At 61.5% G+C, this 17,725-nt stretch carries 20 protein-coding genes and 1 pseudogene; 12 read left to right on the forward strand and 9 right to left on the reverse strand.

The window, feature by feature from the left end:
• The 4 genes from HHJ19_RS09630 to HHJ19_RS09645 form a co-directional block, all read left to right on the forward strand.
• The coding region (locus HHJ19_RS09630; RefSeq protein WP_296906496.1) for an isocitrate dehydrogenase kinase/phosphatase-domain containing protein at window positions 1-801 on the forward strand (801 nt) is incomplete at its 5' end.
• Window positions 802-855: 54 nt separating this feature from the next.
• On the forward strand, window positions 856-2,037 hold the full coding sequence (locus HHJ19_RS09635) for an acetyl-CoA C-acyltransferase (RefSeq protein ID WP_296906499.1): 1,182 nt from the start codon (window positions 856-858) through the stop codon (window positions 2,035-2,037).
• Between the two features lie 45 nt (window positions 2,038-2,082).
• Complete coding sequence (locus tag HHJ19_RS09640; RefSeq protein ID WP_296906501.1) at window positions 2,083-3,213, forward strand: acyl-CoA dehydrogenase family protein; 1,131 nt, start codon at window positions 2,083-2,085, stop codon at window positions 3,211-3,213.
• Between the two features lie 37 nt (window positions 3,214-3,250).
• A complete protein-coding gene (locus HHJ19_RS09645; RefSeq protein WP_296906504.1) occupies window positions 3,251-3,667 on the forward strand; it encodes a rhodanese-like domain-containing protein in 417 nt (138 codons plus the stop codon).
• 207 nt (window positions 3,668-3,874) lie between these two features.
• Here the strand turns inward: HHJ19_RS09645 and HHJ19_RS09650 are convergent, their stop codons facing one another.
• Window positions 3,875-4,768: a LysR family transcriptional regulator gene (locus HHJ19_RS09650; protein ID WP_296906507.1), complete on the reverse strand. Its 894-nt coding sequence runs from the start codon at window positions 4,766-4,768 to the stop codon at window positions 3,875-3,877.
• Between the two features lie 107 nt (window positions 4,769-4,875).
• Here HHJ19_RS09650 and HHJ19_RS09655 point away from each other — a divergent pair, with 107 nt between their 5' ends.
• The 3 genes from HHJ19_RS09655 (at window position 4,876) to HHJ19_RS09665 (ending at window position 7,429) form a co-directional block, all read left to right on the forward strand.
• Entirely contained in the window at window positions 4,876-5,322 is a 447-nt protein-coding gene (locus HHJ19_RS09655; protein ID WP_296906510.1) for a cupin domain-containing protein, read from the forward strand.
• Entirely contained in the window at window positions 5,306-6,175 is an 870-nt protein-coding gene (locus tag HHJ19_RS09660) for an alpha/beta hydrolase (RefSeq protein ID WP_296906513.1), read from the forward strand. Before HHJ19_RS09655 ends, HHJ19_RS09660 begins: the two co-directional genes overlap by 17 nt.
• A gap of 93 nt (window positions 6,176-6,268) precedes the next feature.
• Window positions 6,269-7,429 carry an aminotransferase class V-fold PLP-dependent enzyme gene (locus HHJ19_RS09665; protein ID WP_296906516.1) on the forward strand — a complete coding sequence of 387 codons (1,161 nt, stop codon included), beginning with the start codon at window positions 6,269-6,271 and terminating at the stop codon, window positions 7,427-7,429.
• Window positions 7,430-7,871: 442 nt separating this feature from the next.
• Here the strand turns inward: HHJ19_RS09665 and HHJ19_RS09670 are convergent, their stop codons facing one another.
• The 7 genes from HHJ19_RS09670 to HHJ19_RS09700 are packed head-to-tail and all read right to left on the reverse strand — an operon-like array spanning window position 7,872 to window position 13,760.
• Window positions 7,872-9,086, reverse strand: a complete 1,215-nt coding sequence (locus HHJ19_RS09670) for an FAD-binding domain-containing protein (RefSeq protein WP_296906519.1) — start codon at window positions 9,084-9,086, stop codon at window positions 7,872-7,874.
• Entirely contained in the window at window positions 9,073-10,644 is a 1,572-nt protein-coding gene (locus HHJ19_RS09675) for a cryptochrome/photolyase family protein (protein ID WP_296906521.1), read from the reverse strand. Before HHJ19_RS09675 ends, HHJ19_RS09670 begins: the two co-directional genes overlap by 14 nt.
• Window positions 10,637-10,804: a DUF2256 domain-containing protein gene (locus tag HHJ19_RS09680; protein WP_296906524.1), complete on the reverse strand. Its 168-nt coding sequence runs from the start codon at window positions 10,802-10,804 to the stop codon at window positions 10,637-10,639. The genes HHJ19_RS09675 and HHJ19_RS09680 overlap by 8 nt, the downstream gene beginning before the upstream one ends.
• 8 nt (window positions 10,805-10,812) lie before the next feature.
• On the reverse strand, window positions 10,813-12,369 hold the full coding sequence (locus HHJ19_RS09685) for a cryptochrome/deoxyribodipyrimidine photo-lyase family protein (RefSeq protein ID WP_296906527.1): 1,557 nt from the start codon (window positions 12,367-12,369) through the stop codon (window positions 10,813-10,815).
• 14 nt (window positions 12,370-12,383) lie between these two features.
• A complete protein-coding gene (locus tag HHJ19_RS09690; RefSeq protein ID WP_296906530.1) occupies window positions 12,384-12,632 on the reverse strand; it encodes a TIGR03643 family protein in 249 nt (82 codons plus the stop codon).
• Between the two features lie 13 nt (window positions 12,633-12,645).
• On the reverse strand, window positions 12,646-13,305 hold the full coding sequence (locus HHJ19_RS09695; protein ID WP_296906545.1) for a cupin domain-containing protein: 660 nt from the start codon (window positions 13,303-13,305) through the stop codon (window positions 12,646-12,648).
• A gap of 5 nt (window positions 13,306-13,310) precedes the next feature.
• Window positions 13,311-13,760 (reverse strand): DUF3429 domain-containing protein, encoded by a 450-nt coding sequence (locus tag HHJ19_RS09700; RefSeq protein WP_296906533.1) that lies wholly within the window; start codon window positions 13,758-13,760, stop codon window positions 13,311-13,313.
• Window positions 13,761-13,861: 101 nt separating this feature from the next.
• On the opposite strand from HHJ19_RS09700, the gene HHJ19_RS09705 reads away from it, so the two are divergent.
• The 5 genes and pseudogenes from HHJ19_RS09705 (at window position 13,862) to HHJ19_RS09725 (ending at window position 16,416) form a co-directional block, all read left to right on the forward strand.
• A complete protein-coding gene (locus tag HHJ19_RS09705) occupies window positions 13,862-14,083 on the forward strand; it encodes a hypothetical protein (RefSeq protein WP_296906536.1) in 222 nt (73 codons plus the stop codon).
• Complete coding sequence (locus tag HHJ19_RS18040) at window positions 14,080-14,316, forward strand: DUF2237 family protein (RefSeq protein ID WP_366929399.1); 237 nt, start codon at window positions 14,080-14,082, stop codon at window positions 14,314-14,316. Before HHJ19_RS09705 ends, HHJ19_RS18040 begins: the two co-directional genes overlap by 4 nt.
• Window positions 14,317-14,454: 138 nt before the next feature.
• Window positions 14,455-14,676 carry a TIGR02450 family Trp-rich protein gene (locus HHJ19_RS09715; protein ID WP_296906541.1) on the forward strand — a complete coding sequence of 74 codons (222 nt, stop codon included), beginning with the start codon at window positions 14,455-14,457 and terminating at the stop codon, window positions 14,674-14,676.
• A 635-nt stretch (window positions 14,677-15,311) separates the two neighbouring features.
• On the forward strand, window positions 15,312-15,695 hold the full coding sequence (locus tag HHJ19_RS09720) for a YchJ family metal-binding protein (protein ID WP_296906548.1): 384 nt from the start codon (window positions 15,312-15,314) through the stop codon (window positions 15,693-15,695).
• 62 nt (window positions 15,696-15,757) lie between these two features.
• Window positions 15,758-16,416: pseudogene (locus HHJ19_RS09725) on the forward strand (HAD family phosphatase).
• A gap of 198 nt (window positions 16,417-16,614) precedes the next feature.
• On the opposite strand, the gene HHJ19_RS09730 reads toward HHJ19_RS09725, so the two are convergent.
• Window positions 16,615-17,640 carry an AraC family transcriptional regulator gene (locus HHJ19_RS09730; RefSeq protein ID WP_296906544.1) on the reverse strand — a complete coding sequence of 342 codons (1,026 nt, stop codon included), beginning with the start codon at window positions 17,638-17,640 and terminating at the stop codon, window positions 16,615-16,617.
• Window positions 17,641-17,725 lie beyond the last annotated feature (85 nt).

Below are 17,725 nucleotides of genomic sequence, written 5' to 3' on the forward strand. Positions count from 1 at the left end.
CCGTCCTTTCCCTATGTGTTCAAGGTCATCAAAGACTACTACCCGCCGCAAAAAGACACCACGCGTGAGCAGATCAAGGGCAAATACCTGCTGGTCAAGCAACATGACCGCGTGGGCCGCATGGCCGACACGCAGGAGTACAGCGAGGTGGCGTTTCCGCGCGCTCGCTTTGATGACGAACTGATTGCCGAGATCGAGAAATTCGCGCCCAGCCAGCTCGAGATCAGTGACCGCGACGGCGACGGCCAGCTGGAAGTGATCGTCAAGCATGTGTATATCGAGCGGCGCATGATCCCGCTCAATATTTACCTGCAGGAAGCGTTTGATCTGGGTCTGGCCGAACCCGCTGCCAAGACGCAGATCGAGCGCGCCGTGATCGAATACGGTAACGCCATCAAGGACCTGGTGGCAGCCAACATCTTTCCGGGTGACATGCTCTGGAAAAACTTCGGCATCACGCGTCACGGCAAGGTCGTTTTTTACGATTACGACGAGATCGAATACATCACCGACTGCAAGTTCCGCAAGGTTCCGATTGCGCGCAACGAAGAAGAAGAAATGAGCGGTGAGGTCTGGTATTCGGTCGGACCCAAGGACGTGTTTCCTGAAACATTCGGCCCTTTCCTGCTCGGCAATGACGCGGTGCGGGAAGTTTTCATGAAGCACCACGGCGACCTGCTCGATGCGGCTTTCTGGCAGAGCCACCAGGCGCGGATTCAGGCCGGTCATGTCTACGACGTGTTTCCTTACGAGCGACATAAACGCTTCGCCGTCATGCATGCTGAGGCACATGCCGAGTGAGGCTTCGCAATCCACGCAATTTATTTCGATCCCTATTTTTCCAGGAGCAAACCCATGCTTGATCCGATCGTCATCCTCGGCGCAGCCCGCACTCCCATGGGCGCATTTCAGGGCGAATTCGCCAGCCTTTCGGCTAACGACCTGGGCGGCGCCGCGATCAGGGCCGCTGTCGAGCGTTCGGGCATTGCGCCTGAAAAGATCGACGAAGTGCTATTCGGTAATTGCCTGATGGCCGGCCAGGGCCAGGCGCCGGCCCGCCAGGCTGGTTTCAAGGGCGGTCTGCCGGCCAGCACCGGCGCTGTCACGCTGTCCAAGATGTGCGGCTCCGGCATGCAAGCCACGCTGCTGGCGCATGACCAGCTGGTGGCCGGCAGCCGCGACGTGATGGTGGCCGGGGGCATGGAAAGCATGACCAACGCGCCCTACCTGCTCCCCAAGGCGCGTGGCGGCATGCGCATCGGCCACGACCGCATTTTTGACCACATGATGCTCGACGGCCTGGAAGACGCTTACGAGCCCGGCCGCTCCATGGGCACCTTTGGGGAAGACTGCGCCGCCAAATACGGCTTCACCCGCGAGGAGCAGGACGCCTTTGCCACCGCCAGCGTGCAGCGCGCCAAGACAGCAATGGCGTCCGGCGCCTTCGCCGCCGAAATCACGCCCGTCACCATCAAGGGCCGGTCCGGCGACACCGTCATCAGCAGCGACGAAGGCCCGGGCAAAGTCAAGCTCGACAAGATTCCCTCGCTCAAACCCGCCTTCAAGAAAGACGGCACCATCACCGCCGCTTCCAGCTCGTCGATCAGCGACGGTGCCGCTGCGTTGGTACTGAGCCGGGAGTCGACCGCCAAGGAACTGGGTGCTGCGCCACTCGCCCGCATCGTCGGCCACGCAACGTTTTCCCAGGCGCCGGAATGGTTCTCGACCGCCCCGGTCGGCGCGGTGCAAAAGCTGTTGAAGAAAATCGGCTGGGATGTGAAAGGCGTGGATTTGTGGGAAATCAACGAAGCCTTTGCCGTGGTGCCGATGGCGGCGATGAAGGAGCTGGACATCAGCCACGACATCGTCAACGTCAACGGCGGCGCCTGCGCGCTGGGCCACCCGATCGGCGCGAGCGGCGCCCGCATCATCGTCACACTGATTCATGCGCTGAAGGCCCGCGGCCTTAAAAAGGGTGTCGCCACGCTGTGCATCGGTGGCGGCGAAGCGACGGCGCTGGCCATCGAGGTGCTATGAAAAAAATAGCTGTATATGCAGGTAAATTCTGCGCGGGAGGCCAATTTGATACTCAATAACGACCAGGAACAGGTTCGCGACGCGGTGCGCGCCTTTGCGCAGGCTGAACTCTGGCCCCATGCCGCGCGCTGGGACAAGGAACACTATTTTCCCAAGGAGGCGCACCAGGGGCTGGCGGCGCTGGGCGCCTACGGCATTTGCGTGCCCGAGGAGTTTGGCGGCGCCAACCTCGACTACGTGACGCTGGCGCTGGTGCTGGAGGAAATCGCCGCCGGCGACGGCGGCACCAGCACCGCCATCAGCGTGACCAACTGCCCGGTCAATGCCATTTTGATGCGCTACGGCAACCCGGCACAGAAAAAGAAGTGGCTGATACCGCTGGCGCAGGGCGACATGCTGGGCGCGTTCTGCCTGACCGAGCCGCACACCGGCAGCGATGCCTCGTCGCTGCGCACCACGGCAGTCAAACAAGGCGATGCCTATGTGCTGAACGGCGTCAAGCAGTTCATCACCAGCGGCAAGAATGGCCAGGTCGCCATCGTCATTGCCGTCACCGACAAGGGCGCCGGCAAAAAAGGCATGAGCGCCTTCATCGTACCGACCGATGCCCCCGGCTATTCGGCCGCGCGGCTGGAAGACAAGCTGGGCCAGCATTCGAGCGACACCGCGCAGGTCAACTTTGACAACTGCCGCATCCCGGTCGAGAACCTGATCGGTGCCGAGGGCGAAGGTTACAAGATTGCCCTGGGCGGGCTGGAGGGCGGCCGCATCGGTATTGCCGCGCAAAGCGTCGGCATGGCGCGCAGCGCGTTCGACGTGGCGCTGAGCTATGCCAAAGACCGCCAAAGTTTCGGCACCGCCATCTTCAACCACCAGGCGGTGGGTTTCCGGCTGGCCGAATGCGCGACCAAGCTTGAAGCGGCCCGCCAACTCATCTGGCACGCCGCCAGCCTGCGCGACGCCGGCCGACCCTGCCTGAAGGAAGCGGCGATGGCCAAATTGTTCGCCAGTGAAATGGCCGAGGAAGTCTGCAGCGCCGCCATCCAGACGCTGGGCGGCTATGGTTATGTGAGCGACTTCCCGGTCGAGCGCATCTACCGCGACGTGCGCGTCTGCCAGATTTACGAAGGCACGAGTGACGTGCAGAAGATCATCATTCAGCGCGCGCTGGCTTGAGGTCATCTTTTTCATCCATTGATTCAAGGAGACATTCATGCCCATTACCAAAGGTTTCCAGGCCCTCGTCGATGAGGCGATGGAGCAGATCAAAACTTATTCGGTCGAGTTGGTGAAAGCCCGGCTGGCCGACCCGAAGGTACAGATCGTCGACATCCGCGACGTGCGCGAACTGGAACGCGAAGGCACGGTGCCCGGTGCTTTCCTGGCGCCGCGCGGCATGCTGGAGTTCTGGGTCGATCCAGCCTCGCCCTATTTCAAGCCGATTTTTGCCGACGAATCCAGGGAATTCATCCTGTTTTGCGGCGCCGGCTGGCGTAGCGCGCTAGCCACGAAAACGCTGCAGGACATGGGCATGCGCAATGTTGCCCATATCGACGGCGGCTATGCCGAGTGGCAAAAGCAGGGTGCACCGACCGAAACGCTGGAAGAACGCAAGGCTAAAAAAGCCTGAGCTTCCCCGGTCCGGGCCCAAAACCCGCTGCGGCTTGCTCAGTTGCCTTGCGTATCAGTAGAAGGGGCGGTTTGCCCCAGTAAAGACGGTTTTTTGGCATAAATGGCTCATGGTCCATGTTTTATGGCTATAGTTTGCTATAAAAAAAGGAGCGTTCCGGGTTCTGGGTAACACCCGACTGGGGCTGCTGCCGGGCGCTTGCATGCGTCAGCCCGTCAGGATGGGTCGCAGCGTCTGCAGCTCCTGCGCCATGAACCCAAAAAACGCCGACACCCGGGGCGTACGCCTGAGCTGGCGGGTGGTCAGCATGCGCCAAATGCGCGTCAACTCGGCCACTGGCCCCAGCACCCGCACCAGGTCGGGCTCGGCGTCACCCAGCGCCGTGGGCAGCGTCGCAAGCCCCAGGTTGGCTTTGGCAAAATGAACCGTTCCCAGCACGCTGCCACTGGTGGCCACGATTCTGGCTTCCGGCGCAACCTGCCGCAGCCACTGGGTGGCGCGGTGGCTGGCCATGGTTTCGTCGAAGCCGACCCAGGTGTGCTGCGCCAGCTCCTGCAGGCTTTGCGGGCTGCCGTGCAACGCCAGATAGCCGCGCCCGCCGTATACCGCCCACAGGGAGTCGGCAATCTTGCGGCCGACCAGCAGATTGTCCACCGTGTCGCCAGAGCGCAGCGCCACATCCGCCTCGCCCTTGTTCAGGTCCACGTAGTGGTCGCTCATCACAAACTCGACGTGCAGGCCCGGGTGGCACGCGGCCAGCCGCTCCAGCAGCGGCGACTGGCTGATGCGCATCACGATCGGCTCGGGGCAGGTGAGCCGGATCACGCCATTGAGCTCGCGCGCAGACGATTGCACAAAGCGCTCCAGCAGCGCCATCTCCTGCCCAACCCGCTCGGCGTGGGGCAGCAGCGCCTGGCCGTAGGCTGTCAGCCGGTAGCCGGTGGCGTGCCGCTCGACCAGGCTCTGGCCGATGCGCCGCGCCAGCCCGGCCCGGCGCCGCTGCACGGTCGACTGGTCGACGTGCATGGCCCGGGCGGCCGCCGTGCTGCTGCCGTGGCGCGCCACGGCCAGAAAGTGCCTGAGATCGTCCCAGTCGAACATGACCAACTCCCTATTGTTGCGGCCCCATTATGCAAATTTGCGGCTGGCGCGCTGGCGCACGGCTGCCTAGACTGGCAGGTATTGCAACGCTGATGAAAGGTTCTGTCATGAAACCGCAAACCCAAGCCTCACGCCGCTCGCGCAAGGTGTACTTGGCCTCCTTACTGGCAGCCGTGCTGAGCGCCGTTTCCAGCCCGGCGGCCCTTGCGCAGGCGCCAGGCCAGGCGGCCCCGAAACTGGTCCTGAAGGAGAGCGTCCAGCAGATGCCCACGTCGGACACACAGGAGGTCAGGGTGCTGACCGCGTCGTTCAAGCCGGGCGACAAGACCGTGTTTCATACGCACCGCTCCCCGGTCACGGTGTATGTGCTCGAAGGCCAGTTCACTTTGGACCTCGAAGGCAGGGAACCCGTCGTCATCAGCACGGGGCAGGCCTATGTCGAGCCGCCCGGCGTGAAAATGACCGGCTACAACCGGAGCGCGACCGAGCCCCTGCGGGTGGTCATCTTCTACGTGAGCGAGCCCGGCACCCCGTTTCTTGACCCGGCGCACTGAGCTGGCGACCTTGCGCAACATGGGAGCAGAGCGTATAAAAGCCTCCATGCAACCCGAACCTTTTGTCCGCGAAGCAGGCGCTGGCTCCGGCGTCGTCTGCCTGCACTCCAACGCCAGTACCTCGGGGCAGTGGCGCGCGCTGATTGACGAGCTGGCGCCCGGCTTTCACGTGTTGGCGCCCGACTCGTACGATGCTGGCAAGAGCCCTTCCTGGCCATCGGACCGAACCATCAGCCTGCGTGATGAAGTGGCGCTGATCGCGCCGGTGCTGGCCCGCGCTGGCTCGCCCTGCATGCTGGTCGGGCATTCCTACGGCGCGGCCATTGCGCTGATGGCGGCACTTACCTCGCCCGTCCGCATCAGCGCCCTTGCGCTGTATGAGCCGACCCTGTGTTCACTGCTCGACGCCGAGTCGCCCCCTCCCAATGAGGCGGATGGCATCCGCCAAGCCGTGGCGCGCTCTGGCGACGCTCTGGATGCGGCAGACTCCGGCTCGGCAGCGCGCCATTTTATCGATTACTGGATGGGCGAGGGCGCCTGGGAGCGCACGCCCGAGGCGCGCAAGCCGACCATCGCCGCATCGGTCGCCAACGTGCGCCGCTGGGCCCATGCCTTGTGGACTGAACCCACGCCGCTGGTGGCCTTCCGTTCGCTGAACGTGCCGGTGCTCTACATGACGGGCGAGCAGTCAACCCACGCCGCGCGCGGTGTGGCGCGGTTGCTGACCCAGGCACTGCCGAGAGTCGAAATTGTGGCGTTCGAGCAACTCGGTCATATGGGACCGATCACCCACCCTGAGGTGGTCAACCCGGTGATCGAGCGGTTTTTGCGGGTCTGTGCGGCGGCTGGATGAACTTGCCGGCTCCGGTGTAAGCGGTTTACCTTCGGCCACGCACAATGCTAAGCTGATATTTCGACTTCTATCTATCCAAAGCGAGACCCCACCATGCCCGGACTACTCCCCAACGTTGACCCTGACGGCCTGCTCGAGTTCTCGGTGGTCTACACCGATCGCGCGCTCAACCACATGTCGCGCAGCTTCCAGGGCGTGATGAACGACATCTCCAGCATCCTGAAAGACGTGTACAAGGCGCATTCCGTTGCGTTGGTGCTCGGCAGCGGCACCTACGGCATGGAAGCGGTGGCGCACCAGTTTGCCACGGAAAAGCCGGTGCTGGTCATCCGCAACGGCTGGTTCAGCTACCGCTGGTCGCAGATATTCGACATGGGGCACATCCCCGCATCGACCACGGTGCTCAAGGCCCGCAAAACCGGCTCCGGCGCCCAGGCGCCTTGGGCACCCGCACCCATTGCCGAAGTGCGGGCCGCCATCGCCAGCGAAAGGCCCGCCGTCGTCTTTGCCCCGCATGTGGAAACCGCCTCCGGCATCATCCTGCCCGACAGCTATTTGCGCGCCGTGGCCGACGCCGTGCATGCAGCGGGCGGTCTCTTTGTGCTCGACTGCATTGCCTCGGGCGCGATGTGGGTCGACATGCAGGCTACGGATGTGGATGTGCTGATTTCCGCGCCGCAAAAAGGCTGGAGCAGTTCACCCTGCTGCGCCATGGTGATGCTCAGCGAGCGCGCTCGCGCGGCCATTGAGGGCACCACCAGTTCCAGTTTTGCCTGCGATTTAAAGAAGTGGCTGCAGATCATGGAAACCTACGAAAAAGGCGGCCATGCCTACCACGCCACCCTGCCGACTGACGCCCTGACGCGCCTTTGCGCCGCCATGAAGGAAACAAAAGCCTACGGTTTTGCCAAGGTGAAGGCAGAACAAGTTGCATTGGGCAGCAAGGTGCGCGCCCTGTTCGAAAGCCGCGGTCTGCCGAGTGTTGCAGCCGTTGGTTTCAAGGCGCCCGGCGTGGTGGTCAGCTACACCACTGACCCCGAGATTCAGTCCGGCAAGAAATTTCTGGCCGAAGGCCTGCAGACAGCCGCGGGCGTGCCGCTGCAGTGCGACGAAGGCGCGGATTTCATGAGCTTTCGCGTCGGGCTGTTCGGGCTGGAGAAGTGGCATCAGGTGGATCGCACCGTGGGGCAGCTGGCGACGGCGCTGGACCGTATCGGCTTGGCTGCGCCTGTGGCGGAGGCGATTGCCGGCTGATCGAATAAGGAGTGTTTGCTGCGCTGGCGCCGTAACGAAGGCTTGATACGCAAGCCCAACCCGATTCGCGGTGTTGTGAGAACCGTCGCAAAATTCACGGGTCGTCCGAATGGCGTAGTGCGTACGTGTTTGCCTCGGACCGACTGTAGCTAGTCTTTTCAGTTGGGGAACTCGGGATGGGTACCTTGTATTGGCGCATAGCCGTCGGCACGAGGTGTTGCGCTCGAAGCTCGCGCTGGATGTCTGGTGCAGATTGCAAGCCGATATTCCAGAGAAAAACATCAGCAACGATAGCCGACCCGACCCGATTCGGTCGCGAACGACGTAAAACCCCCCGCTCCCTGGCGGGCATTCAAAAAGTTGCTAATTCCCGGTGTCTGTCACTCCTTTCAGCATACGCAGTTTCCAAGGAGTTGATCGTTGCACGACCAGACTCCCGCACTCAAAAATTTCTGGTGTCGGGCGCCCTGCTTATCTGTGTTCGTTTCCACCAATCAGAAAAGCTTCGGCAGTACACATCGACGGGGTCAAACAAGCAAAGCGGCTTGGAGGGTGCTACAGATATAAGCCCTGCGACACTCAACTGGTTGTGAAGCTGTTCAAACGCAGGATCCACATGGGGGTCTGACTGCCATTGCACCGAGCGGGCGGTTTGTAGCGCGAGTGCCATGTGGTCGACGCTGCCCCACCAAAGATTTTCTGTTTGAGTCCGCAAACCCTGGGTGACAAAGTTCCAGCGGCGTTCGCTCCAGGGTGTGGCGGCATGGCAGGCGTCAAAGCCCACACCGATGCGCAGTGCATCCACTGGCAGGTGGCCTGGGGCAACGTCCAGTGACCAGGGGTGTAGCAGCCAGACATCGCGACCGGACACTATAGCGCTGTCGGGTGGAGACCACCCTGTCTCAGGCGGCGGCGTCACCCGGCGGGCAGGCTCGTCCATTCCCGAACCTACATGACGTGCATCTTGCTTGCTGATAATGGGTCGGGTGTCACGGGCAAACCGGTCCATGGTTTCGTAGCTGGTGTCCAGCACGGACCCCGGGCTATGCCAGTCAGAGGGCGCGAACTTGGCCACATTTCCGGCATTGAACAGATAAGGTTTACTGCTGCCGGTGCCGGCCACCCACTGCCAGCTCAGATAGTTGCTGGCGACATCGCCATCAAGCAGGTGGCCCAGCATCCACTGACCGCCGGTATGCCAGTGCACCTTGCGCAGGTGCACCAAGTAGCTGGCCAGCCACATGCGGGCATGGTTGTGCACATAGCCCGTGGCATACAGCTCGCGTACCGCCAGATCGATGGCGGGAATACCTGTGCGAGCCTCAAGCACATCGACGGGCATTTTGTATTGGTAGGCATCGTCGGGCAGCAGCCCGGGGTGCAGCGATTGGTGGATGCCGTCGCCCAGCCGCGCCCACACATGCCGAAAGTAGGCGCGCCAGCCCAGTTCAAACACGAACTTGTGTTGGGCGTGCAGCGGATGGCGCGCATGTACGGCGGCAAACACCTCGGGCAAGCTTAGAAAACCGTGGGTCAGGTAGGGCGACAGCCTGGTGACTGCGCCATTGAGCGCATTGCGGGTGCGGGCATAGTCATCTGGTTGCACCGCCGCCAGGCGCGCTTGGGCGGCCTGCCGGGTGGGTTCAAAGTTGGGCATGGCGGTGTGCGGTCGCTTGGGTGGTGATGGCGTCGCGCGCCGGACCCTCCAGCCGCGCCAGATTTTTGAGCTGCATGGCCATGCGCGGGTTTTTTTTAAGCATGCTTTCGTGTCGAATCAAAAAGTCCCAGTACAGCGTGGTGTAGGGGCAGGCGGTTGCGCCGCTGGATTGCGCCGGGTCGTACTGGCAGCCCTTGCAGTGGTTGCTCATGCGCTGGATGTATTTTCCGCTGGCCACATAGGGCTTGCTGGCCATCAGCCCGCCATCGCCAAACTGGCTCATGCCCAGGGTGTTGGGAAGCTCCACCCACTCGACGGCATCGACATAGACACTGAGGTACCAGGCATGCACCGCCTGCGGCTTCACGCCCAGCAGCAGGGCATACAGCCCGGTCACCATCAGCCGCTGAATGTGGTGGGCGTAGCCGTGTTCCAGGGTTTGGGTAATGGCATCTTTCAAGCAGGCCATCTCCGTGTCGCCGGTCCAGTACCACGCGGGCAGCGCAGCTTGTGCATTCAGCGCATTGTGTTCCAGGTAGCTGGGCATCTGCGTCCAGTAAATTCCGCGTACAAACTCGCGCCAGCCCAGAATTTGCCGGACAAAGCCTTCCACCGCCGCCAGCGGCGCGTCGCCCGCCCTATAGGCTTCTTCGGCGGCCTGAACCACCTCGCGCGGGTTCAAGAGCTTGAGGTTGAGCGCGCAGCTCAGGTGGGAGTGGTAGAGCCACGCCTCGCCCGACCACATAGCGTCTTCATACTGGCCAAAGAGCGGCAAGCGTTGTGCAATGAAGGTTTGCAGGGACTTCAAGGCCTGGACGCGGGTGACCGGCCAGCCAAAGCTGTGCAGCGTTCCCGGGTGGTTGGCGAATTTGGTGTTGACCAGCGCAATCACTTCCTGCGTGGTGGCATCCGGCGCAAAACGGGTGGGGGGCGGCACGTTCTGCGGCCCCGCCTTGCCAAAAGATTCGCGGTTGTCGGCATCGAAGTTCCATTTTCCGCCCACCGGCTCTTTGCCTTCCATCAGGATGCCGTGTTCGCGTCGCAGTTCCCGGTACCAGTACTCCAGACGCAGTTGCTTGCGGTCTTTTGCGTGCGCCGCGAACTCGCGCACGGTGCTGAAAAAATGGGTGTCGTCGCGCAAGTCCAAAGCCAGTTGGTGCTGCGTTGCCACGGCCCGCACGCTTTGCAGCACGCGCCAGTCGCCCGGAGCCGCAAGGATCAGTGCTGCCGGTTGCAGCTGTGCTATTGCCTTGCCAAGTTCCAGGGGCAGTGAGCCCAGGTTGCCCGCATCGTCCAGCCGGGTGTAGTGCACCGGCATTTTTTGCGTGCGCAGGTGTTCGGCAAAGTGACGCATGGCGCTCAAAAACACCGCAATGCGTTGCTTGGCTGACCAGACGTGGGTGGATTCCTCTGCCACCTCGGCCATCCAGACGACATCTTGCGACGCGTCAAAGTCCTTTAACGCGGCGGACTGCTCATCGAGCTGGTCACCCAAAACAATGACGAGATGGCGCACCTTGGCAGGAAGCGACGTGGAACTTGCTTTGGCTTTAGCCATGTTTGACCTTTTCGTTTTTTTTAGCCCGGCAGGCGTCCGAGCAGTACAACACCGAGTCCCAGTTCTTGGCCCAGGCTTTGCGCCAGGTCATGCTGCGGCCACACACCGCGCACAGCTTGCTGGGCAGGGATTGTTTGTTGCCTTTGAAATCGTTTTTCATCGTGAGCTTCAATAGAAAAGATCGCGTTGCGAAGTTGGTGGCGCAAGCGCCTTGGCGGCGCGCTTGGCGGAAGCTTTACGCCGCTCCCCGGACGAAGGCAGGCCGCTTTTTCGCGAACCATGGCGGGCCTGAACGGCTCCCGCTTCCTCACGCGCTTCCTGGCTTTGCCGCAATCCATACATACGGTCCTTGGCGACCTTTATCGCCACCTTGTCATCCACAATGGGCGTGGGGTAGTCGCGCCCAATCAGACAAGCCGCCATGCGCTGCACGCTAATGTCCATTTTCCAGGGCTCCGCCAAATAGGGCAGTGGAACCCGCGCCAGCTCGGGCACCCAGCGGCGAATAAACAAGCCCTCGGGGTCCTGGTCTTGGGCCTGCTTTATGGGGGAATACATGCGCAGCGTGTTGATGCCGGTGGTGCCGCTTTGCATCTGCATCTGGCTCCAGTGGATGCCGGGCTCAAAGTCCAGAAATTGGCGTGCCAAAAATAAACCTGGCTGACGCCAGTGCAGCCACAGGTGGTAGCTGGCAAAACTCACCAGCATGGCCCGCATGCGAAAGTTGAGCCAACCGGTTGCAACCAGTGAGCGCATGCACGCATCCACCATAGGGTAGCCGGTCCGGCCTTCGCACCAGGCGGCAAAGTGGGCGTCGTTAAAGTCGTCTTCCCGCAGGCCATCGCAGACTCGCGCAAAGTTGTGAAATTCAATGTCTGGCTCGTCTTCCAGCTTTTGCATGAAGTGGCAGTGCCAGCGCAGCCTCCCTGCGAAGGCACGCAACGCGAAGGCCATGGCACGGTCGGGCGTGTTGGCAATGGCGACCTCGGTGGCCTGGTGCACCGTGCGCATCGACAGCGTTCCAAAAGCCAGGTGCGGACTCAAGCGACTACAGCTTTCCTCGGCGGGGAGGGGGCTGGAGAGTGCCTTGCGGTAATCGTAGGCGCGTTGCTGCAAAAATGATTGAAGCGTGCACCGCGCCGCTTTTTCACCCGACGCTTGCAAGATTTTGCCGTGTGAAGCCAGGCCCAGGCTGGCGAGCGTAGGCAGGTCGGGTTGGTCTATTGGCGCGGCGGCGTTGAATCCGCCGTCCAGCAATTGCAAGGGCGCATCCATGCGCGCCTGCCAGCGCCCGGCCCAACCGGAACGGCTGCGCAAGCGGCGCACCACACCGGTCTGGGTAAATTCCTGCCATGCGACTTGATGCGACGTGCACCACGCGCCCACCTGGACGTCACGCTTATACGACCAGCCAGGGCCGGTCTCTTCGTGGCTTAGCAGATGGGCGAATCCAAACTCCGCGTGCAGTTGTGCCAGCACCGGCACGGCAGAACCCACCCTCACCAGCAGCGGCATGCCCCGCAACGCCAAGGCGGCGCGCAGTTCGTTCAGACAACCCAGCGCAAAGTCCACATGGCTGGCGTCGCAGTCCGGGCTTTGCAGCCATTCGGGTTCGATGACAAACAGCGCCAGCGCATCGACGTGGGCCTGTGCCGCGACCAACGGCGCATGGTCGTGCATACGCAGATCCCGCTTAAACCAAATCAAAGCACGTTGCTGCAACATTGAGGCAGATACGGCTACTGTCGCGTGTGGGTTGCGCGGTGGCGCAACATCTCGACATTGCGCAGCGCAGCATGTTTGGTCACACGGCCCGCCATCCGTTTGCGCCACATCCTGAACGAGGAAGGCTTCATCTGAAGCCGCATGAGCGCAATGACGGCCGACTCATTCAACCCGAACTGCACCTCAATGGCCTCGAACGTGGTGCGGTCCTCCCAGGCCATCTCCACGATGCGGGAGATGTCCGCTTCGGTGAGGAGTGGCATGGCTGCGTCAAGGCTACGCATCCAGAAGATGCCCCGTTTTTACCAGTATCAAGCAGCCTTCGCGGCTGAATGGCTGGTGCTGGCTCAGGTGGGGGCTGCGCAGCCAGCTGCCTTGCGGGTAGTCGCCGTGCTCATCCGAGAAGACGCCTTCCACCACAAAAATTTCTTCGCCACCGTAATGCCGATGGGGGTTGAAATAGGTGTCTGGCGCCCACCGCACCATAGCGGTGTGACAGGTGCCAAATTCATTCAGGGGCAATACCGTGAGCCCCGGCACGAGACCCTGGCGCCACTGCGCTTGCCGGGTCGGCACGACCACGCGCATTTGATCCTGCGGGTCCAAGTGCCGCAGTTTTACGAACAGGGTGCAGCCATCTTCCGAAAAAGGCGCATGCGCAGAGCCCGGCGGGTTCTTGAGGTAGGTGCCGGGGCCATAGATGCCCGATTCATCGCTCAAAATGCCTTCCAGCACCAGGATTTCTTCGCCCAGGTCGTGGCTGTGGGCATCAAAGCGGGCACCAGCGGCGTAGCGGACCACAGAGGTTGCGCGCGCCACTTCGCCGCCGATACGTTCAAGCAAACGGCGATGCACCCGTGGTGATGGCGAAGCCTGCCATGGCAGGCTGTTGCTGTCGACGATGCAGCGCTGCGAAAAGTCGGCATTCAGTTGCAGCATATTCATTGCATCGCTCCCATCGCACCCGCAATACAGGAAAGACTGGCAACCAGGGTGAGCACCAGCCGCATAGGCAGCCAGGCGCGGACGCCGAATTTGGGGTATGCCAGCCGATCCACCACAAAACAGGACCACAGTCCGGCGGCGATCACCCACAAACCGATTGCCGGGTCGAGTAGCAGTGCAATCCAGGCAACCAGACCGGGAGTCACTCCCCACACCAGCCAACCCGTGGGCTGACCGGACGCTTCGCGCATCACAAGGCCCCAGTGGATGGCGCCCAGAAAACTGAGGATGGTGGCACCGTATCCCTGCAGGGCCGAAAGGCTGCGGGCACGGTCTGGCGCGTCCTGCAACCAGATAGCCAATGCGAGACCTACAAACGGAATCAAGCCGCCGTAGCCGAGGCCCTGTGCCCACTGGCCAGGGCTCTTAATTGCTTTCACGGTCATGGGGGTTTTGATTTCTGGTTCAATTGGTTGTGCAGCAAATGGGATGTGGAGGGCGGCGCAACGTTCTGATTGGGCCGGCACATTTTTTCTCCATCCCACTGTTGGCCGCACCAGCATTGCCCCTGGGCATCAATGATGCAGGTACCGCTGCCACAACAGCGTTTGTCATCTTCCATATTTGGGTCTCTGTAGGTGTTTGGCTAGCTCGTTTGAATGTCCGCAAGAACCAAGCTGATATTGGCGCTATGGCAGCATCAATCCTCCGGCAATTTTGCCCGTTTCCGGATTTCGCAGCCGGATTTGAGGATATTGAATCGACATGACTGCATTGAACGTCCTGGGTGGCGCTTTGCAAGCGTGCTCTTTTGATCCGTTGACCAGATTCTTTCGGGATGGCTGCTGCCAGATCGATGAACAGGACCACGGAACCGATGGTGTGTGCGCGCCCGCTACGGGAACGTTTCTGGCGTTTTCACTCAGCTGCGGAAATGATCTGATCACGCCCTGGTCGCAGTATTGGTTTGCAGAACTGAAGCCGGGAGACCGTTGCTGTTGATGCGCTGCGCTGAAAAGACGCCTTGCTTGCGGGTGTTGCGCCTCCGGTTTATCTGGAAGCAACCCTCGCCAAGGCGGCGGAAACCGTAACGCTGGAACCACTCAGGCAGAACGCTTTTTTAACGTTTCCCCAAAATTTATGAACCTTTTTCAACCCAAGAAGCTGTTATTAACCAAATGGACTGCGGTCAAGCCGGTGTCCAGGAACAAGCATTTCCTGGTCTCCAAGGTGATGGCACCGGAATTTCCCGAGGTGGCGATTGAGTGGGTGGAGCTGGAAGCGGTGTATTCGAAAGCAGTGACCCAAATTGACTGGCGTGAGCTTCGGGACGATACGCTTTGGCGCCAGGGCTGGGTTTAAAGCAGAGCTCGGCTTGCATATCTGGTTGAAAAACCAACTTCCGCTCTGGCACGGACATCCTGATAATTGACGGCCAAATGGCGCCACTAAAATTCCAAGCCATTCAGACTGTCAGCGCATGCCTCCAGCTTGGCCATCAAATGCGCGAGCTTGCACTGTTCGACCTCGGTTTGGACCGTAAACCTGGAACATGAACGCTCGTGAAGTCTGAGGGGTATCGAGAAGCCGGGTTTCGGCTTACCGGTCTGCTCAAAGCAGTCCGAGCCCAGTTGATCGCTTAGATAATCTCCCGACGATATTTCTGACCAGTCACGAAACGCCCAAAGGACTTCTCATCCCCAAAACCGAAACCGCAGCGACCTGCTTGATCGGTTTTGCGTTGTGAAGCAGAAATTTCTTGGTTTTGCCGTTGTAAACCTCCGGCATGAACAGCCTGACCGTCCGGGCACAGTTGCAGTCTGCAAGCGTTTGCCGGACCTGAAATCTGTAAAAATCAGTGCAATGAACGATATCCGGATAGATGTAATTGGTGCGGGGCTGGCCGGTGGCGGTAGCGCCGCGGACTCATGACAGCGCCTTGCCCATGCGGCCGGTCCTTGATCAATGCGATCAATGCGACCAATGCGACCAAGGCGATCAAGGCGACCAAGGCAAGCAAAAACCAGCGGCTGCCTTTTGCAGCCTGTTGCGGCCCGTACCTGAACGAGGGCGCTGCGACGTCAGCGGCTGACGCCGAGACGTTGATGCGCTCGCGTTACAGCGCGTTCGTGTTGGGCCGTCGTGATTACCTGCTGGCGACCTGGCACGCGAGCACCCGCCCTGCGAACCTCGCATTGGACTTCGCTGCGAAATGGTTGGGACTGGAGGTGCTTGCGTACACGACGCTCGATGACGACAACGCCGAGGTGGAGTTCGTGGCGCGCTACCGCGAGGGCGGCCGGGCGGTTCGACTTCATGAGTGCAGCCGCTTCGTGCGGGAACAGGGACGCTGGTATTACCTTAATGGGGCCCTGTCTTAGGGTAAAAAAGGCTTCTTGTCCAATGAGTACGGAGTTCTATTGCTATTAAAAAGTGAGTGGTTATGACGTTTGATGCAATTCTGTTTGATTGTGATGGGGTGCTGGTGGATAGCGAACCGATCACCAACGGCGTGCTGCGCGACATGCTGGAAGAAGGCGGCTGGCCGCTCACGCCTGCGCAGTGCCTGCGCGTTTTCGTTGGCAAAGCGGTGCGCGACGAGCGCTCCCTGATCGAGGCTAGTACCGGACGGCCGCTGACCGAGGACTGGATGGCCGAGTTCTACGCGCGGCGCAACCGCGAATTGCAGGCGCGGCTGAAGGCCATCGCCGGTGCGCATGAGGCCGTGGCGGCCGCCCACTCCCATGTGGCCGAGCGCATGCCTGCGCTTCAGGCGCGGACCGCTTCAAGGTGGAAATGCAGCTGGCGCAGGTCGGGCTGATGGACTGGTTTGAGGGGCGTATTTTCAGTGGCCATGAAATGCCGCGCTCCAAACCGGCGCCCGATGTCTATCTGGCTGCTGCGGCGCATCTGGGCGCGGCGGGTTCGCGCTGCCTGGTAATCGAGGACACGCCCACGGGCGTTACCGCCGGGGTGGCGGCGGGCGCCACGGTGTGGGCTTATTGCCCACTGCCTGAGCAGGGCGGTGCGCTGCTGCAGGCCGGTGCCAGCCGGTTGTTCAAGCGTATGGTCGACCTGCCGGGGCTGCTGACTGCGGCTTGACCGGTGCGTTCCGCTGCTGGCTGTGCGCCAGCGGCGGGTCTGCCCGTTTCGAAGGCATCCTGTTGCAGGCCGCGTCAGACAAGGATTCCAAGGGTTTTCCCTGTAGTGATGCACCAAAGTGTACACAGAACGTGTGAATGGCCGGTGCAGCACAGTGAAGGTAGGTGGCTTGCGCGAAAAAAACGCGCTGAAAAGCCATCAGGGGCTGGGCCGGGCCGAGCGCCTGAATTCCGCCGGCGATACGCCGGTCCAGCCGCGAAAAGCGCGCATAAAGCTTTTTTCGTTCAAAAAACCCGCCGCTTCAGCGACCTGTTTGATGGGGCGGCTGGTGCGCAACAGCAGCTCAAGCGCACGCTGGCGCCGCACCTCGTCTTTCAGCGCCTGCAGCGAGGCGCCTTCTTCCTTCAATTGCCGGTGCAGCGTGCGCGGCGAGACGTGGAGCAGCGTTGCCAGCGCGTCGGCATTGTGGCTTTGCGCCGGATGGCTGGCCAGCGTCTGGCGCACGCGCTGCACCAGCAGCCGGTCGCGACGGTAGGGCAGCACGGTAAGCGGCAGGGCGCGCTGCAGCATTTGCTGCAGCGCCGATTCGTCGCGCCGCAGCGCCAGCGCCAGGTAGCGCGCGTCAAAGCGAATGCCTGCCGGTGCGGTGTCAAATGCGGTCGGGCCGGAAAACAGCACGCCATAAGCGTCCTGGTGCTGTGGGGCGGCAAACGGAAACTGTGCACCCAGCAACGGTATGCGCGAGTCGATCAGCCAGCAGGCCACGCCCAGGATGTTGCGCAGCACTGAAATCAGGCAGAACTCGCGCAGTGCCCCCAGTGCGCGGTGCTCGGTGATCGACAGCAGCACCGTATCGTCCGCCGTGCTCAGCTGGAGCGTGATGTCGTCAGCAATCAGCCCGTGGTGGCGACACCAGCGCTGGAGCGCCACGCCCAGACCGGGCGCGCTGAGCGAGGCGCGCGCGAGCATGCCGTAGCTACCCCAGGGCAGGCGGCGGCGGAACCAGCCCAACGCCTCGTCATCCAGCTCCAGCATGGCGGCACCGGAGACGCGCTCCATCTGCCAGGCGGTGATGCATGATGACGAATCAAGCAGTTTTGACGGCGGGATTTGTGCCTGTGCCAGCGTTTTTTCCGGACTCATGCCGCGGCGTTCGTACGCCAGCGCAATTGCCTGCACAAAAGCAATCGGCGTCACGGCGGGTGAAAACGGAACAGTTGGCATATCTTGAAGTGTGCCGATATGTGGCACGATTTGCAACCTTCATGGCCATTGAAAAGCGCACTTTAGAGCCGCTAATGCGCCATAC

Source organism: Polaromonas sp. (assembly GCF_012927415.1).
Classification (GTDB): domain Bacteria; phylum Pseudomonadota; class Gammaproteobacteria; order Burkholderiales; family Burkholderiaceae_C; genus Polaromonas.

Coding starts and splice junctions, on each gene's coding strand:
- HHJ19_RS09635 (WP_296906499.1), top strand. CDS start 856: ATGCTTGATCCGATCGTCATCCTCGGCGCAGCCCGCACTCCCATGGGC.
- HHJ19_RS09645 (WP_296906504.1), top strand. CDS start 3,251: ATGCCCATTACCAAAGGTTTCCAGGCCCTCGTCGATGAGGCGATGGAG.
- HHJ19_RS09650 (WP_296906507.1), bottom strand. CDS start 4,768: ATGTTCGACTGGGACGATCTCAGGCACTTTCTGGCCGTGGCGCGCCAC.
- HHJ19_RS09655 (WP_296906510.1), top strand. CDS start 4,876: ATGAAACCGCAAACCCAAGCCTCACGCCGCTCGCGCAAGGTGTACTTG.
- HHJ19_RS09665 (WP_296906516.1), top strand. CDS start 6,269: ATGCCCGGACTACTCCCCAACGTTGACCCTGACGGCCTGCTCGAGTTC.
- HHJ19_RS09670 (WP_296906519.1), bottom strand. CDS start 9,086: ATGCCCAACTTTGAACCCACCCGGCAGGCCGCCCAAGCGCGCCTGGCG.
- HHJ19_RS09675 (WP_296906521.1), bottom strand. CDS start 10,644: ATGGCTAAAGCCAAAGCAAGTTCCACGTCGCTTCCTGCCAAGGTGCGC.
- HHJ19_RS09680 (WP_296906524.1), bottom strand. CDS start 10,804: ATGAAAAACGATTTCAAAGGCAACAAACAATCCCTGCCCAGCAAGCTG.
- HHJ19_RS09685 (WP_296906527.1), bottom strand. CDS start 12,369: ATGTTGCAGCAACGTGCTTTGATTTGGTTTAAGCGGGATCTGCGTATG.
- HHJ19_RS09690 (WP_296906530.1), bottom strand. CDS start 12,632: ATGCCACTCCTCACCGAAGCGGACATCTCCCGCATCGTGGAGATGGCC.
- HHJ19_RS09700 (WP_296906533.1), bottom strand. CDS start 13,760: ATGACCGTGAAAGCAATTAAGAGCCCTGGCCAGTGGGCACAGGGCCTC.
- HHJ19_RS18040 (WP_366929399.1), top strand. CDS start 14,080: ATGACTGCATTGAACGTCCTGGGTGGCGCTTTGCAAGCGTGCTCTTTT.
- HHJ19_RS09715 (WP_296906541.1), top strand. CDS start 14,455: ATGAACCTTTTTCAACCCAAGAAGCTGTTATTAACCAAATGGACTGCG.
- HHJ19_RS09730 (WP_296906544.1), bottom strand. CDS start 17,640: ATGCCAACTGTTCCGTTTTCACCCGCCGTGACGCCGATTGCTTTTGTG.